Annotated in this window: 13 protein-coding genes; 5 read left to right on the top strand and 8 right to left on the bottom strand. The window is 42.0% G+C overall.

Annotated features, from left to right (window positions below):
- Positions 1-141: 141 nt before the first annotated feature.
- Complete coding sequence (gene hrpB, locus ISP07_RS10675; RefSeq protein WP_209327609.1) at positions 142-2562, bottom strand: ATP-dependent helicase HrpB; 2421 nt, start codon at positions 2560-2562, stop codon at positions 142-144.
- Positions 2563-2732: 170 nt separating this feature from the next.
- On the opposite strand from hrpB, the gene ISP07_RS10670 reads away from it, so the two are divergent.
- The gene (locus ISP07_RS10670; RefSeq protein ID WP_228290591.1) at positions 2733-3500 is read left to right on the top strand and encodes a substrate-binding periplasmic protein; all 768 of its coding nucleotides are present in this window, start codon (positions 2733-2735) and stop codon (positions 3498-3500) included.
- Positions 3501-3695: 195 nt separating this feature from the next.
- Positions 3696-3893 carry a CsbD family protein gene (locus ISP07_RS10665; RefSeq protein ID WP_138619436.1) on the top strand — a complete coding sequence of 66 codons (198 nt, stop codon included), beginning with the start codon at positions 3696-3698 and terminating at the stop codon, positions 3891-3893.
- 40 nt (positions 3894-3933) lie between these two features.
- Here ISP07_RS10665 and ISP07_RS10660 read toward each other — a convergent pair whose 3' ends face one another.
- The 6 genes from ISP07_RS10660 to ISP07_RS10635 all read right to left on the bottom strand — a co-directional run bounded on the left by ISP07_RS10660 (position 3934) and on the right by ISP07_RS10635 (position 11829).
- Positions 3934-5079, bottom strand: coding sequence for a lipase family protein (locus ISP07_RS10660; RefSeq protein WP_105181400.1), 1146 nt, complete (start codon positions 5077-5079; stop codon positions 3934-3936).
- Between the two features lie 33 nt (positions 5080-5112).
- A complete protein-coding gene (locus ISP07_RS10655) occupies positions 5113-5637 on the bottom strand; it encodes a DUF6795 domain-containing protein (RefSeq protein WP_105181399.1) in 525 nt (174 codons plus the stop codon).
- A gap of 162 nt (positions 5638-5799) precedes the next feature.
- Positions 5800-6843, bottom strand: a complete 1044-nt coding sequence (locus ISP07_RS20705) for a GGDEF domain-containing protein (RefSeq protein WP_209327608.1) — start codon at positions 6841-6843, stop codon at positions 5800-5802.
- A gap of 341 nt (positions 6844-7184) precedes the next feature.
- Entirely contained in the window at positions 7185-9815 is a 2631-nt protein-coding gene (gene metH, locus ISP07_RS10645) for a methionine synthase (protein ID WP_209327607.1), read from the bottom strand.
- A 9-nt stretch (positions 9816-9824) separates the two neighbouring features.
- Complete coding sequence (locus tag ISP07_RS10640) at positions 9825-10892, bottom strand: homocysteine S-methyltransferase family protein (protein ID WP_209327606.1); 1068 nt, start codon at positions 10890-10892, stop codon at positions 9825-9827.
- Positions 10882-11829 carry a homoserine O-succinyltransferase gene (locus ISP07_RS10635; RefSeq protein WP_062566720.1) on the bottom strand — a complete coding sequence of 316 codons (948 nt, stop codon included), beginning with the start codon at positions 11827-11829 and terminating at the stop codon, positions 10882-10884. Before ISP07_RS10635 ends, ISP07_RS10640 begins: the two co-directional genes overlap by 11 nt.
- A 246-nt stretch (positions 11830-12075) precedes the next feature.
- Between ISP07_RS10635 and ettA the strand changes: the two genes are divergently transcribed.
- The 3 genes from ettA (at position 12076) to ISP07_RS10620 (ending at position 15192) form a co-directional block, all read left to right on the top strand.
- Positions 12076-13749 carry an energy-dependent translational throttle protein EttA gene (ettA, locus tag ISP07_RS10630; RefSeq protein WP_063529562.1) on the top strand — a complete coding sequence of 558 codons (1674 nt, stop codon included), beginning with the start codon at positions 12076-12078 and terminating at the stop codon, positions 13747-13749.
- Positions 13750-13864: 115 nt separating this feature from the next.
- On the top strand, positions 13865-14230 hold the full coding sequence (locus tag ISP07_RS10625) for a PilZ domain-containing protein (RefSeq protein ID WP_209327605.1): 366 nt from the start codon (positions 13865-13867) through the stop codon (positions 14228-14230).
- A gap of 53 nt (positions 14231-14283) precedes the next feature.
- A complete protein-coding gene (locus ISP07_RS10620; RefSeq protein WP_209327604.1) occupies positions 14284-15192 on the top strand; it encodes a histone deacetylase in 909 nt (302 codons plus the stop codon).
- A gap of 80 nt (positions 15193-15272) precedes the next feature.
- Here the strand turns inward: ISP07_RS10620 and cyoE are convergent, their stop codons facing one another.
- Positions 15273-16157, bottom strand: coding sequence for a heme o synthase (gene cyoE, locus ISP07_RS10615; protein WP_209327603.1), 885 nt, complete (start codon positions 16155-16157; stop codon positions 15273-15275).
- Between the last annotated feature and the right edge of the window lie 114 nt (positions 16158-16271).

The following is a 16271-nucleotide window of genomic DNA, read 5'->3' as shown; positions in this document are numbered from 1 at the left end:
CTTTTTACTAATGACTCAATTAGACTACTAAACAGTCAACAAAAGGGATACCAAAACAAGGCTGGAAATTGTAACGGTTTATGAAGCATGCAGCTCTAAGGCAAGTGATGAAGCTGAGCTAAGCATTCAGCTTCATTATAATCACATCTTACTTTTTACTTTATTAGTCGCTTGGCTGGTGGCTGGGTCGTCTGGCCAAAAATGTTTTGGATAACGCCCTTTCATTTCTTTTTGCACATCGCGGTAACTCGTTTGCCAAAAGTTAGCTAAGTCTTGAGTTAACTGCAGCGGTCGCCTCGCTGGTGATAATAGCTCCATTAATAATGGCAGTTTACCTTGTGCCAGCAAAGGCGTGCTGGTCATGCCATACACTTCTTGCATGCGTACACTGAGCTTCGCAGGGCCATCAAGCTGATAGGTCACTTTTACATTTGAACCACTTGGCACCGTTAATCGTAAGGGCAGTAATTCATTCAATAAGCTTTGCTGCTGCCAATCAAAACAGCTTTTAATTGCTTCGCTGTAATTGAACTTTTTTAATTGCTCAAGGTTTTTAATATCATCCAAATAAGGTGCAAGCCATTGGTTATCGGCAATTAATTCATCATGACTTAAAAGCGGGAATGATTCTGGTAACAGCTTACTTGCCAAACTCATTCGAATAAGTAACTGCTCACTGTCGGGCTGTTCATTAAATAACGAAAACCCCTGCTTACTAAATAAGTTTAACCACGCTTTAGTGCGTTCGCTCTTATCTAGGGGCTGTTTACTTGGCTGACTCGCTATGGTGATAGCACCGAGCTTGAGCTCATCTTGATGGATAAAACGCCCTGCTTTTTCATCGTATTCGCAGCGAGTTTGCTCAGTAAATAAATGCGAAAGCTCATCTTCAAGGTCACTTGGAATAAAGGCAACAGCAGCAAAAACACGGTTTCCTTTATGGCCGCCCATATGTGCAATGGCAATATAATCATCGTTATGCCAAAACTCCTCACTTAAGTCGGCGCCCGCACCATTGGCAAGTAAATAACCATTACCGCGCTTTTTGGCTAGGCGGTCAGGAAAGGCAAGTGCCACCAGCAGCGACAAGTGCTCTGTTTTAAGCTCATTAACCGGCTTGAGTTGCAAGCGCGATAGCCAATATGTTAATTGCTGCTTAAATACTGGATGCGGTTTGCTGTGCTGGCTATGCAATGCCAAATTAAGATCAGCTGGCATACTAATGCGGCTTTCAAGCAGTGCCGTTAAATACCCCGCTAATACATAAATACCAGGCATGCGCTGCTCTAGTTGCTTTGCCTTAATGAGCATATGCGAGAGGCGAATATCGGCTCCATAGCTCAGCATTTGGCTGCCAAGGGCTGTTAGCTTTTCATTTTCATCAATAGCTTCGAGCATTTTCAAAAGTGCCGTTGCCTGTTTAATCTGCTGGCTACTAGGTGGGTCGAGTAAGCTAAGCTCAGCAAGTGACGCCCCCCACTGCTTTGCCTCTAATAACAACTGACTAATATCACTGGTCAGAATTTCTGGCGCATCATGGCTATTACGGCGCTCAAAAGTTTGTTTAGAGCCTAATCGATACACAACCCCCGGCTCAATTCGCCCAGCACGACCAGCGCGCTGAATGGCAGAAGAACGAGAAATACTTTGCGTAACGAGCTCTGTAACACCGGTTTTTAAATTGAAATTGGCAGCACGGCGTTTGCCGCTATCAACCACAATGCGTATTTCTTCAATGGTCAAACTGGTTTCAGCGACATTGGTGGTTAATACCACTTTGCGTTTACCATGTTTAGCAGGCGCGATAGCAGCTTGTTGCTCGTTTTTATTTTGCTCACCATACAAGCTAAATACTTCGACGCTATCACCTAAATCATTTAAAGACTGCTGAACGCGCATGATTTCACGCTGCCCAGGTAAGAACACTAAAGCACTGCCCGTTTGCTCACTAAGCGCCTGTTTTATTAGTGCAGGTATGTCATCGAGCCAACGGCTTTCGTCTTTAAGTGGAATATACACTTCATCAATGGGGTAGCTTCGTCCTTGTGATGAAATAATCGGACAGCTGAAAAACTCACTGTAACGATCGCCATCTAAGGTTGCCGACATCAGTAAGATTTTTAAATCATCGCGAAGTGCCGCCTGTGTTTCGAGGGCAAATGCCAAAGCCGTATCTGCGGCAATTGAGCGCTCGTGAAACTCATCAAAAATAAGTAAGTCTACATCACTAAGCTCTGGGTCATTTTGCAACATACGCGTCAGCATGCCTTCAGTGACAATTTCGAGTTTAGTTGCAGAACTTACTTTTGATTCGCCACGAATGCGTAAGCCGACACTGTCACCGACTTTTTCATTCTGCTGACTTGCCAAATACTGGGCAATATTGCGTGCGGCCAGTCGTCTTGGCTCTAACATAACAATGCGTTTAAAGTGCCCTTCGCGCATTAAGGTAAGAGGCAGCCATGTTGATTTACCCGCTCCCGGTGGCGCTTGCAATAAGGCCATTGGGTTACTCTGTAATGTGGTTAACAGGGATTGATAAATATCTTGAACTGGCAGCACGTTAGGTATCTCTTACTTTCTTTTCACGCATTGTATCAAAAAACTAAAAATTGCGATGGCTATAGGCTTATTTTCTATTTCGGGCTTTAAAAAGTGAAAACATTGCATTCTGCCAGTTTAGACTTATTCTTGATTAAACGACCGCACAAAAGTCAGAATAAGGAATAAACTTGTTCAGGATTTACACCCGTATTTTAATCACCTTGCTATTTTTAGCTTTACCGCTTCAAAAAGCATATAGTCAGCAAAAGATTACGGTTGCACTTGGCAATACACTTCCACCTTGGGTGATGGCTGAAGACAACACAGGCATTATTCCAGACTTACTTCGCGCGACACTGGGTGCTCAAGGTTATCAACTACAATTCGTCTACGTGCCTTATGCAAGACGGATCCTTTTATATAATGAAAACTTAGTTGATGTAGTATCTGATATAAACAATAAAGTTATTGAAGCTAATCAAATGAACGGTTACTTTTCAGATATTGCTTACAACTATGAGAACTTTGCGTTTAGCCTAGCCAAGCGAAATTTCGACCTCAAGTCCATCGCCCAGCTAAAACATCATACCGTGCTATCTTGGCAAGGTGCTAAAGCGCGACTTTCACCTGAATATCGCGACATGGCAAAAGAAAACCCTAATTATTCAGAAACATACGACCAATCAACCCAAGTACGGCTTTTATATCGTGAACGGTATGAAGTGATCCAAATGGACGGAAAAATTTTTGACTACTACCGAGCGTTAATTACAAAACATGGGGAGGTTGATGTGTCTGAACCGGTGCAGCGGTTTGCTTTGTTCGGCAAAAGCCCCAATGGTTTTTTGTTTCATGATGAAGCCTTAAGAGACCGGTTTAACGAGAGTTTACGTAAACTAAAATCAACTGAAGAATACACGCGGATAATCAATCGCTATACATCTAAGAGCCACTAAGTATCTAAAACTAGCGCAACAGAAAATATTACAGGCTGATTCTAAAAACTACGTAGTAATTGCAAACTTTTAAATTCCACTTATTAGACTCAAAAACATAAAACAATTACAAATCAATCACTTAACTAGTTTCACCAAATTGGTACAGCGATTGCTCTTACTAAGGTGAATGTTTAACAGAGTAAGGAGATTATGATGAACAGCGATCGTTTAGAAGGCAACTGGAAAGAGCTTAAAGGTAAAGCACAACGTAAATGGGGTGACCTTACCAATGATGATTTAGATAAAATTGAAGGTAGCCGTAAAGAGCTGGTTGGTAAACTTCAGCAAAAATACGGTAAATCAAAGGAAGAAGCTGAGCGTGAAGTCAGCGACTTTGAAAAAAGCCATTAGTTTCGCAGCCTAACAAAGCCGCCATTGGCGGCTTTTGTATTTATTTTGTTAGAGCTATTGCTTGGCCTGCAAGAGAAAATACATTAGTGAGCATCAATTTCAAAATATGTCTGATGGATGCATATGTAAACGAGATAGCTTTAAATGGATAGCCACAAAAAGCCAGCATGTAACCTAAGATCCCCTTCACATCACTAGTATAGCTTTTAGATAAATCAATACTATCAGTCAGAGCTTTAGCTATTTGATCATAAACGGTAAGTGTATTTGTGTAATGGTTTTGTATAGCATATAACTTACCTGTATCACGTAAATGAGTAATTAACGCTGCGCCTATTTTTCTTGCCCAACGAGAAGTACGAGTGCACTCTAACCGTTTTTCATAATCAAGCCTGACTTCTTCTTGTATTCTTTTTTCCATTCCTCTACTTATAGCAGCATAACTTTTAAAGCTACTAGCAGTATTTAAGTAGCCAGGTGTCGGCTCTGTCATACTATGAGCTTTTGGAGTAATTGTTGCTGCACCATTTAAAATATACTCTTTTTCAGTATGCATAAATGGCCACACTGGCACTAAAGGTACAGGGTCAGCGGCGTGCACACAGCGATAAACATGGTTATTTGTTGCAGCTTCCGTCTGTAAAGCAAAGCTATGATAACCAACTCTTGGAGCACCAAAAGTATAAAGCTTCACATTTGCACCAAAGTGATTTTTTAACCAATTCGCAGCTAAGTTAGCCAAAGCACCGCCTAAGCTATGACCCACAACATGTATATTTAGTTTTTTATTCACTCTTTTACTAAAGAATTGCTCTAGCTGCTTTCTAAATGAGTTAAAGGTATGATTAAACCCCGCATGTACAGGCTGATTATTACTACAGGTACTTAGACCACAATTAAGATCAGTAATCACATCTCGCATTTTAGCTGTGCCGCGTAATGCTAAGACATAATCACCTTCAAATAACCCCTTTTTGCCTTTTGCAATACATCCAAATTCTGTTTTATGATTAAACATTCGCTCTAAAATTGAGCCACTCACACCTTGTACTGATTCCGACTCTAAAGTAAAAAGAGTGCTAACTCTTTCAACATAAGGGTTAGTAGCTATTAAAGCTCGATTATCTAATAGTTCATATGCAATTGCTGCGAAATTAGCTGCAATTGCAGGGCTTAAAGCTTTCATTTTTATGTCCTTATAGTTTTGACCTTTGAAATTCTAATCTTCTTTAATCTCTGAAAGATCGAAGTAATCACTTTGTTTTAAAATTTCAAAATCTTTATTCCATCGCCCAATACTTACGGCTTCAAATTTATGACCTTCAACTTTTGTGTTCTCAAATTTAAAGATTATTTTATCACTAGAAATATCAGCAACTAATTGTCCAAGCTTTTTTGCATATTCTTCACGAAAACTAAAACCTGGCAATCTTGCTCCCCATAAGCAGTACTCTTTACTCTTATGTGTTAAAAGAAGTGACTGAGAAGTAAAAATTTCTGCAAAGGGGACTGCGGGTTGGTTAGAGCGAACATTGACTTCTGGAAAATAAAAGCAGCCTTTATCATCGGTATAAGCAAAATCTTCTACATTTTTTCCATCTGAGAAGCGAAGAAACCTTTCTACTTTTACCTTTATTAAAGGTTTGCCATTTTCACTAACTTGACCTTTAACTTCGGGGCATAGATGTACCTTATACGCACCGAAATAGTTACCCAATTTCTTAAATGATTCTAAGAGTGACATTAAAAATGAGCCTTAAAATAGGCTGCGAACTTAACGGAAAGAAGATGTTGATGATGTTCCTTATCTTGACTCACTATTCACACGCCCTTGTAAATAATGGGTACATCATACATTAATAACCAGCAAAAAACAGCTAAGTTAATACAGTCGTAGAGCAAATATTTATGAAGCAGGCTCATGCTTTGCTAAATCGACTTCAGCAACCGTTTGATTTTTACCTTGCGATTTAGCGCGGTAAAGCCGTTTATCGGCAATGTTCAAACAGTGATCCACGCTCTCATCAGCAACGCGCACGTATAAGCCAATACTTAAGGTAACATGAAAACGATGCTGGCCGCTCGTAAATGGCTTTTCAGCAAGCTTCTTATGGATTTTTTCAGCGACTTTTCTGGCTCTAAGCTCATGCCCTGTTGGGATCACAATTAAAAATTCTTCGCCGCCCCAACGGGAAATAATATCTTCTTCTGTGCACACGTTTTTGAATACATCAGCGAAAAATATTAGCACCTCATCACCCACTTGATGACCGTAGGTGTCGTTGATTTGCTTAAAGTTATCAACATCCATCAGCAAGAACACAGCCCCTTCGCCAAAGCGCTTATCTCGCAAACATTCAGTTGCGTAGCGACGGTTAGCGAGTTCTGTCATCGCGTCAGTGCGAGCCAGCTTTTGATTAAGCTTAAGTTGCTCCATTAACTGCAAACTATATTTGTTGCGGTAATATTCGTAGAAGCCAGCCAAAATACATAAAATCGAGAAACACAGCATGACCCGTGTAGGAAAGTAATGACTCGGATAACTGTAATAGCCAAATTGATCAGTAAAATAAAAAAGCACCGAGATAATAATGGCAAGCAAGATAAGATCAAACGCTCCGCGCTTTAAGCCACGAATAAAAAAGGTCACAGGAGATACAATAAACAGCCATAACGGCCCAGTGCCATTGCTCCCCCCAGAGACAATTAAAAAACACATCATCGAATAGAGGGCGTACAGCATGAGTACTGCTATGGTTTCATCACGATTTTTAATAACAAAAGGTGAGGCAAACACAAAGCCGCCAATAATCAATAAATAGCTAAGGGCATGGTAACCATCTTGATAGCTGGTGATCGCCATTAAGAACGAGGTGATCGAACCAATAAATGCAAAAACACGTAAAAATCGTGCTTTATCTTTGTCACTTGCATTCACTGTATCAATCACAATTTCACCTTAGATTTTTTAATCAATCTCAACAATACCAATCCGCAATAATACTTAATCATTTTGAGGGATTAAACCTGTCGCTACCTGCGTTAAAAATTTCTGATTTAGAACAACTAAATAACGAAATTTTTGCCTTGTTATCAACGAGGTTTTATTGCCTCAAAATAGACCACTTTATTAAGCGAATTGGTATAACTTTAACACAAATATTTAAAATAGAAGGAATTTGCCAGTATTAAAGCAATTAAAAAGGTAAAAGTATGATAAAAAATGAGCATAAAAAACGAGCCATTTGGGACTCGTTTTTAATTTAAACAAAAGCTAATAACTAAAGGTTATTATTCTGGTTCATAGCCTAAATTAGGCGACAACCAACGCTCAGCTTCTTCAAGAGTCATGTTGGTGCGCTTTGCGTAATCTTCAACCTGATCTTGTTGAATTTGCGCCACTGCGTAGTACTTAGCTTCAGGGTGAGAAAAATACCAACCAGATACCGCCGCACCCGGCCACATTGCGTATGAACTGGTTAGCTTCATGCCAATACGCTGTTCTGTATCAAGTAACTGCCAGATTTTCTTCTTCTCTGTATGTTCAGGACAAGCAGGATAACCTGGCGCTGGGCGAATACCTTGGTAGTTTTCACGAATAAGTTCATCGTTCGATAGATTTTCATCTACCGCATAGCCCCAATACTCTTTACGCACTTGCTCATGCAAGTACTCTGCAAATGCCTCAGCCAAACGGTCTGCAACGGCTTTAACCATGATCTTATTATAATCATCTTGCTTCGCATCGAAGGCATCGGCAAGGTCGTCTTCTTCAAGACCACCGGTAACCGCAAACGCACCAAAGTAATCAGGAGTGCCTTTTGGCGCAATATAATCAGCTAAACAGTAGTTAGCAAAGTCGGTTTTTTCCGTTTGCTGACGTAAATGACACGATGTAGTTAAAAGCGTTGTACGCGACTCATCGGTGTAAATCTCAATGTCATCCCCTACTCGGTTTGCAGGGAATAAACCAATGACACCTAGAGGTTGCAGCGCACCTGATTGCTCAAGCTCATCAAGCATTGCATTAGCATCAGCGAATAAGCTTTTAGCTTGTTCACCTACAATTTCATCTTCAAGAATACGTGGGTACTTACCAGCGATTGACCACGTCATGAAATAAGGAGTCCAGTCGATGTACTGTCTTAACGTCGCAATCGAAACATCTTTAAACTCAGTCACACCCAGCTTTTTCGGCACAGGTGGCGTGTAGTTATCCCAATCGAGTTTTACAGCGTTGTCGCGAGCACGCTGTAAAGTAACGGGTTTTGAGCGCGGCTTTTTACGTGCTTGTTGTTCACGTACTTTTTCATACTCAGCCTTGGTTTTCTCTAAAAATGCCGGCTTTAACTCTTTTGACAATAAGTTAGAAACCACCCCAACAGCGCGGCTGGCGTTATTGACATAAACCACACCTTTATCATACTGAGGCTCAATTTTAACCGCAGTATGCGCTTTAGAGGTTGTTGCACCACCAATCAGTAACGGTAATTCAAAACCACGACGGGTCATTTCTTTCGCAACATGCACCATTTCATCAAGTGATGGGGTAATCAGCCCTGATAAACCAATAATGTCAGCTTTCTCGTCTATGGCGGTTTGCAAGATTTTCTCTGCCGGCACCATCACACCAAGGTCGATAACCTCGTAGTTATTACATTGCAGTACCACGCCTACGATATTTTTACCAATGTCGTGTACGTCGCCCTTAACGGTTGCCATAACCACTTTACCATTGGTTGCACCCTCTTCTTTTTCAGCTTCAATGAAAGGGTCAAGATAGGCAACGGCACGCTTCATTACACGAGCTGACTTAACAACCTGAGGTAAGAACATTTTACCCGCGCCGAATAGGTCACCAACGACGTTCATGCCGTCCATAAGCGGGCCTTCAATCACTTCGATAGGCTTAGCTTTGCCCTTGCGGCACGCTTCGGTATCTTCATCGATGTATTCGGTAATACCTTTAACTAATGCATGTTCAAGGCGCTTTTCAACAGGCCAAGTACGCCACTCTAAATCTTCAACTTTTTCTGCTTGCGCCATACCTGAGTATTTGGGTGCAAGTTCAACAAGTCGTTCACCGGCACCTGGGTCGGTATTGAGGATCACATCTTCTACAGATTTGCGCAGCTCTTCGGGGATATCGTCGTAAACCGCTAATTGACCCGCATTTACAATGCCCATATCCATACCCGCTTTAATCGCGTGGTATAAAAACACTGAGTGAATAGCTTCACGAACTGGGTTATTACCACGGAACGAGAACGACACATTCGATACACCACCCGACACTTTACAGTGCGGTAAGCCTTGCTTAATTCGGCGCGTACCTTCAATAAACTCAACAGCGTAGTTATCGTGCTCTTCAATACCCGTTGCGACGGCAAAAATGTTCGGGTCAAAAATAATGTCTTCTGGCGGAAAGCCAATATCATCAACGAGTATTTTATAACTACGCTGACAAATCTCAAACTTACGATCAGCAGTTTCTGCTTGCCCAGTTTCATCAAACGCCATTACAACCGCAGCAGCACCAAAGCGTTTAATTAACTTAGCTTGGCGGATGAACGGCTCTTCACCTTCTTTAAGTGAAATTGAGTTTACAATGGCCTTACCTTGAATACACTTTAAGCCTGCTTCAATCACGTCCCATTTAGATGAGTCGACCATGATAGGTACTTTTGAGATATCAGGCTCTGAGGCAATTAAGTTTAAAAACTTTACCATCGCCGCTTTCGAGTCCAACATGGCTTCATCCATGTTGATATCAATTACTTGCGCGCCATTTTCTACTTGTTCACGGGCAACATCGAGAGCGGTCTCGTAATCTTCTTCCATGATCAAGCGCTTAAACTTAGCCGAGCCTGTTACATTGGTACGCTCACCGACGTTAGTAAATACAGCAATTTGGTCAGTCATGTCGGTTTCCTAGTTTAAGTTACACGCTTCAAGGCCCGATAAGCGCATACGCACTTCAAGCTCAGGTAATTGGCGAGGTTTAACACCTTCAAGGCCTTTCGCAAACGCCTTAATATGAGCCGGTGTGGTGCCGCAACAACCACCTACAATATTGATAAAGCCAGACTTGCCCCAATCAATAATTTCTTGGGCCATTTCAGGAGCTTCTAAATCATATTCGCCAAACTCGTTCGGTAAACCGGCATTGGGATGCACCGAGGTAAAGGTTTCACAAACGCGCGATAACTCTTCAACATACTGGCGCAGTAAGTCAGGGCCAAGTGCGCAGTTAAGGCCGATTGATAGCGGTTTAATATGGCGAATTGAGTTATAAAATGCTTCTGTGGTTTGCCCTGATAAAGTTCGGCCTGAGGCATCGGTAATGGTGCCTGAGATCATCACAGGTAAACTACGACCAGCTTGCTCGAATGCTTCTTCTACGGCAAACGAAGCCGCTTTTGCATTAAGGGTATCAAAGATAGTTTCTATTAAAATAAGATCAGCACCACCTTCCATCAGTGCCAGTGTTGACTCAACGTACGCCGCCACCAGCTTATCAAAGTTGATATTACGATAACCTGGGTCATTTACATCTGGTGAAATAGAACAGGTTTTTGACGTTGGCCCAAGTACACCGGCTACATAACGCGGTTTGCTAGGATCTTTTGCTTCAAGTTCATCACACACGCTGCGTGCAAGCTTCGCTGACTCGAGGTTGATTTCGCGGCTAAGGCTCGCCATGTCGTAATCTTCCATCGAAATAGTCGTGGCATTAAAGGTATTCGTTTCGATGATATCAGCACCGGCTTCTAAGTAAGCACGGTGAATATCAGCAATGATTTTTGGCTGAGTTAGGCTTAATAAATCGTTATTGCCTTTAATAAGTACATGCCAGTCTTTAAAGCGCTCACCGCGATAATCCTGTTCTTCTAATTTATATTCTTGGATCATGGTGCCCATCGCGCCATCGAGGATTAAAATTCGCTGTTTTAGCGCCTCGGTTAATTGTTCGCGTTTATTCACTGCATTACTCGGCATAGTTGTTAGTCCTTACATCTTGGCTAACTAAGTTAATATCATACGGTGTAGTTTGGTACACATAATAGTTTAACCAATTCGAAAACAATAAAAAGGCATGACTTTGCCACGTTTTCGACGGTTCGTTGTCTGGGTTATCGTCAGGGAAGTAATTTTCTGGCTTAGGTGCATCTGCTGATTTTTCTTGGTCACGTAAATACTCCCCTTTTAAGGTATGAGCATCGTACTCTGGATGGCCAGTAATATACACTTGGCTACCTGATTTATTTTTAATTAAGTAGGCACCAACTCGCTCTGATCCGGCTAATACTACCAGCTCTTCGCAGGCATTAATCTTATCGATATCAATATGACCATAACGAGAATGTGGCACTAAAAAGGTATCATCAAAGCCACGCGTCAGCGCTGCATGGTCAAAATAGCTTTTATGGGTAAATACGCCACTGAGTTTGTTTGGTTTCAGATCACGTTTGAGGCCATAGTGATGATAAAGACCGGCATGGGCCGCCCAACACGAAAACAGCGTAGACGTAACATGCTGCTCTGCCCAATCTAAAATAACTTTTAGTTCGTCCCAGTAAGCAACTTCGTCATACTCTAAATGAGCAAGCGGCGCGCCTGTTATGATCATGGCATCGTAGTTATTATCTTTCACTTCTGAAAAATAACGATAAAACGTATCCATATGCTGTTCAGAGTTACTGCTGGTGCGATGGGTATCTAAGCGTAACAGCTCAACATTAACTTGCAGCGGTGAGTTTGCTAACAAGCGAATAAACTGCACTTCGGTCTCAACTTTGTTTGGCATTAAGTTTAAGATGGCCAAACGCATTGGGCGGATTTCTTGCGTTTTAGCACGACTTTTTGGCATTACAAACACGTTTTCTTGACGTAACTTTGCAATGGCAGGCAATTCATCTTTTACTGTAATGGGCATAGCTAGCTCCGAGCATACTTATCTGACTGCTAATTATGAACGGATAGTTAGAAATTTCAACCTCTAGATGTTTAGATGTCCAAAAGAAATGATATTTCTGAGTGGTCATTAATTGAAATGTATGGCTTTTTGAGTAAATAACACCTTGATATTAAGCCTATCATAAACGCTGAATTCTGTATTTTGAGGTAGTTTGGGTATACAATACTTGCTGTTAATTTTTATTATAAATTGAAGGCTTCTTTCATGGTGTTACCAGACAAGTTTATATTCTCGATGAGTCGAGTATCTAAGGTTGTGCCACCTAAGCGCACTATCTTAAAAGATATTTCTTTACACTTTTTCCCAGGCGCAAAAATTGGTGTGCTAGGTCTAAACGGTGCAGGTAAATCAACGTTACTTCGCATTATGGCTGGTGTTGACCAAGACTTTGAAGGTGAAGCTCGCCCTCAACCAGGCACTAAAATCGGTTACTTACCGCAAGAGCCTGTACTAGACGAAAGCAAAACAGTTCGCGAAACAGTAGAAGAAGCTGTAAGCGAAGTTAAAAATGCACTAAACCGCCTTGATGAAGTATACAACGAGTATGCAATGGACGGTGCTGACTTTGACGCACTTGCGAAAGAGCAAGGCGAATTAGAAGCTATCATCCAAGCGCACGACGGTCACAATATCGACAACGTGTTAGAGCGTGCAGCTGATGCATTACGCCTTCCACCTTGGGATGCAAAAATTGAACACCTTTCGGGTGGTGAGCGTCGCCGTGTTGCGATCTGTCGTTTACTACTTGAAAAACCAGATATGCTTATTCTTGACGAACCTACCAACCACTTAGACGCTGAGTCAGTTGCTTGGTTAGAGCGCTTCTTACACGACTATGAAGGTACCGTGGTTGCTGTAACCCACGACCGTTACTTCTTAGATAACGTAGCAGGTTGGATTTTAGAGCTTGACCGTGGTGAAGGTATTCCTTGGGAAGGTAACTACTCATCGTGGCTTGAGCAAAAAGATTTACGTTTACAACAAGAACAGAAATCTGAAAAAGCACGTCAAAAATCAATCGCGCAAGAACTTGAATGGGTTCGTTCAAACCCGAAAGGCCGTCAAGCTAAGTCTAAAGCACGTATGGCACAGTTCTCTGAGCTTCAGCAAAACGATTACCAAAAGCGTAACGAAACGAATGAACTATTCATTCCACCGGGTCCACGCTTAGGTGATCAAGTTATCGAAGTGAAAGGCCTGAAGAAGAGCTTTGGCGACCGTGTATTAATCGATGACTTAAACTTTGCAATGCCGAAAGGCGCTATCGTAGGTATTATCGGTGCCAATGGTGCAGGTAAATCAACGCTTTTCAAAATGCTAAGCGGTGAAGAAAAGCCTGATAGCGGTGAGATCATTGTTGGTGAAACAGTAGAGCTTGCAACTGTTGATCAGTTCCGTGGCAACATGGACGAGAGCAACACTGTTTTCCAAGAAATCTCAAACGGCCAAGACGTATTGAAAATTGGTAACTTTGAATTCCCAAGCCGTGCCTATGTTGGCCGCTTTAACTTCAAAGGTAACGACCAACAAAAATTCGTTAAAGACCTATCAGGTGGTGAGCGCAACCGTTTACACCTAGCTAAGCTGTTAAAGGCTGGTGGTAACGTATTACTTCTGGATGAGCCAACCAATGACCTAGACGTTGAAACACTACGTGCACTTGAGAACGCTATTTTAGAGTTCCCTGGCTGTGTAATGTGTATCTCGCATGACCGTTGGTTCCTTGACCGTATTGCTACACATATTCTTGACTACCGTGACGAAGGCCAAATTAACTTCTTCGATGGTAACTACACAGAATACGAAGAGTGGCTGAAAAAAACCTTAGGCGCAGAAGCGGCACAACCTAAGCGTATTAAATACAAAAAAATTGGCTAATTAGCTGATACTCAAAAAGCCCCGATTTAGGGGCTTTTTTGTTGCTGTAATCATTTCACTCACTCATTCAATTATGATCTATACTGATTAGGTCACTAAGGTTGGAGATACAGCTATGAATGAACGCAGAGAGTTTTCGCGGGTATTATTTTCTTGCCCTGCGATCTTTCGTATCGAAGATAACGACTACAACTGTCAGTTACTTGATTTATCTTTGCAAGGTGCGCTCATTACTAAAAGTGATTCATTTTTAGTGCCAATTCATAGTAAAGCTGACTTAATCTTTACCCTGCCAGAGTCATCAATCGAGATTAAAATGCAAGTGGAGCTGTGCCATGTTGAGCATCAGCATGCAGGCCTTCGCTGCGAACATATCGATATTGATAGTATTACTCACTTAAAACGGTTGATTGAGCTAAATCTGGGTGACGAAGCATTATTACATCGCGAGTTAGCTCATTTAATTCACGCACCAGAGTAAACATTTGTCGGTAGATTCGTTATGCTGTAGCAAATTCAGCTATTCAATGAGCTATGCAGTTAAATCCCCACTTACCCTTGGTGTATCACCCAAATTACTCGTTTAGTTTCGATCCTAACCATCGCTTTGTGATGAGTAAGTTTGCTTATTTATATGAGCATGTACAAAACCTTGGATTAATAAATGACAACCTAACTCAACCGATGCTTGGCAGCCCTGAGCCCCTTGAATTAGTGCACTGCGAAAACTATATCCACGACCTTTGGCACAACCGCTTAGATGAAAAAGCGATGCGCCGTATTGGCTTACCTTGGTCAAAAGAGCTGATGGCACGTACCTTTACCGCGCCTCTGGGCACCTTACAAACAGCACGTTTAGCACTTAAACATGACATCGCTTGTCACTTAGCGGGTGGCACTCATCATGCCCATACTGATTTTGGCTCTGGCTATTGCATGGTAAACGACCTCGCTTTTACCAGCGAAACCCTGATAAAAAGTGGTGAAGTAACCAATATACTTATTTTTGATTTAGATGTTCATCAAGGTGATGGTACCGCAGCAATGCTGGCACATCAGCCCTACGCTTATACCTGCTCTATTCACTGTGAAAAGAATTTTCCGTTTCGAAAATCAGCCAGCGATTTAGACATAGGTTTAGCACCGAATGTCGCTGATAGTGAATACCTAGGCGTTGTTGACGATACGCTGAGTTATTTATTAAACACCCTAAACCCAGGCTTAGTACTTTATGATGCAGGTGTAGATGTATGGCAGCAAGATGGCTTAGGAAAACTTGATATAAGCTGGCAAGGGATAGCACAACGCGACCATTTAGTTCTCAAACGCTGCCTTGAGCACAATGTACCTGTCGCAACCGTGATTGGTGGTGGTTATGATAAAGACCATCGCCGTTTAGCGGCTCGTCATGGCATTGTGGTAGAGCAAGCTGCTCGCTTTTAAAAACAACAAAGAAAAAAGGCCCGGTGGAGAAAAACCGGGCCTTTGCTACTGTAACATTGGGATATGTTAGCAACTTTTTTCTAAGTTAAAACAAGTAGCTGTGGAGCTACCGAATGGTAATCTAAAGCCATAGCTATGCTCAAAACCGTGATGTTTACAATTGAAAAAGCAAACACTTGGCGCGCCCAGCCGCTTACATCAATATTGCGACGATAGCCACGAAGCGCCATTAGCAACCACCAAAAACTCGTTGTACAAGCTACAGCCATAAAGGCTAAACCTGTATAACCACTAATGGTTAATAACATTACAACCAACGCATACACGGCGATATATAAAACAATGTGATGCTTTGCCTTCTCGATCCCCTGCGCTACTGGTAACACAGGAATTCTGGCCGCTTGGTAGTCGTTATAACGAAAGATTGCAATTGCATATGAATGAGGCATTTGCCATAGACTAAACATGACCAATAAAATCACAGCACCAGCATCAAACTGCCCAGTTACGGCACAATAACCCACTACAGGCGGTACTGCGCCAGATAAACTTCCTACAAAGGTGCCGTACACAGAACGACGTTTCATATATAAGCTGTACACACCTACGTAGATGACGTAACCAAAAGTAGCAAATAAGAGTGCCACTACGTTGGTATACACTGCTAATAATCCGAAACCAATAACACCAAGCACGATGCCATGTGCCATAGCCTCCTTTGCTGACATTTCGCCAGTCACTGTGACGCGTTTGCGAGTGCGCGCCATAGCAACATCAATATCACGATCAATTACGTTATTGATCGCGCATCCTGATGCCACTACTAAAGATAACCCTAGTAAGGTTGCGATCATTAACCATGGGTCAATATCACCGCGAGAGGCTAGCAAGAATCCCCCCGCGACAGAGATCAAATTGCCCATGATAATGCCAGGTTTAGTGACATTTAAATAACGTCGAAACACTTCCTCGACTCCTCTAATTTTCAGCACAAACGCAATATTACGAAAGAAACTAGCTAGTAACAGACTGTAAGAACTGGAGACACAACTTCAGACTAACCAGCTCCTTTCGTAAAT

The organism is Pseudoalteromonas sp. PA2MD11 (assembly GCF_017808125.1).
Classification (GTDB): Bacteria; Pseudomonadota; Gammaproteobacteria; order Enterobacterales; family Alteromonadaceae; genus Pseudoalteromonas; species Pseudoalteromonas simplex.
Note: the sequence above shows the minus strand (reverse complement) of the source record. Positions and strands in the feature narration are given on the sequence as shown.

Excerpts from the sequence above, each read along its gene's own strand:
- ettA (WP_063529562.1), top strand. The coding sequence starts at position 12,076 with ATGGTGTTACCAGACAAGTTTATATTCTCGATGAGTCGAGTATCTAAG.
- ISP07_RS10660 (WP_105181400.1), bottom strand. The coding sequence starts at position 5,079 with ATGAAAGCTTTAAGCCCTGCAATTGCAGCTAATTTCGCAGCAATTGCA.
- ISP07_RS10665 (WP_138619436.1), top strand. The coding sequence starts at position 3,696 with ATGAACAGCGATCGTTTAGAAGGCAACTGGAAAGAGCTTAAAGGTAAA.
- ISP07_RS10625 (WP_209327605.1), top strand. The coding sequence starts at position 13,865 with ATGAATGAACGCAGAGAGTTTTCGCGGGTATTATTTTCTTGCCCTGCG.
- ISP07_RS10640 (WP_209327606.1), bottom strand. The coding sequence starts at position 10,892 with ATGCCGAGTAATGCAGTGAATAAACGCGAACAATTAACCGAGGCGCTA.
- ISP07_RS10620 (WP_209327604.1), top strand. The coding sequence starts at position 14,284 with ATGCAGTTAAATCCCCACTTACCCTTGGTGTATCACCCAAATTACTCG.
- ISP07_RS10635 (WP_062566720.1), bottom strand. The coding sequence starts at position 11,829 with ATGCCCATTACAGTAAAAGATGAATTGCCTGCCATTGCAAAGTTACGT.
- metH (WP_209327607.1), bottom strand. The coding sequence starts at position 9,815 with ATGACTGACCAAATTGCTGTATTTACTAACGTCGGTGAGCGTACCAAT.
- ISP07_RS10655 (WP_105181399.1), bottom strand. The coding sequence starts at position 5,637 with ATGTCACTCTTAGAATCATTTAAGAAATTGGGTAACTATTTCGGTGCG.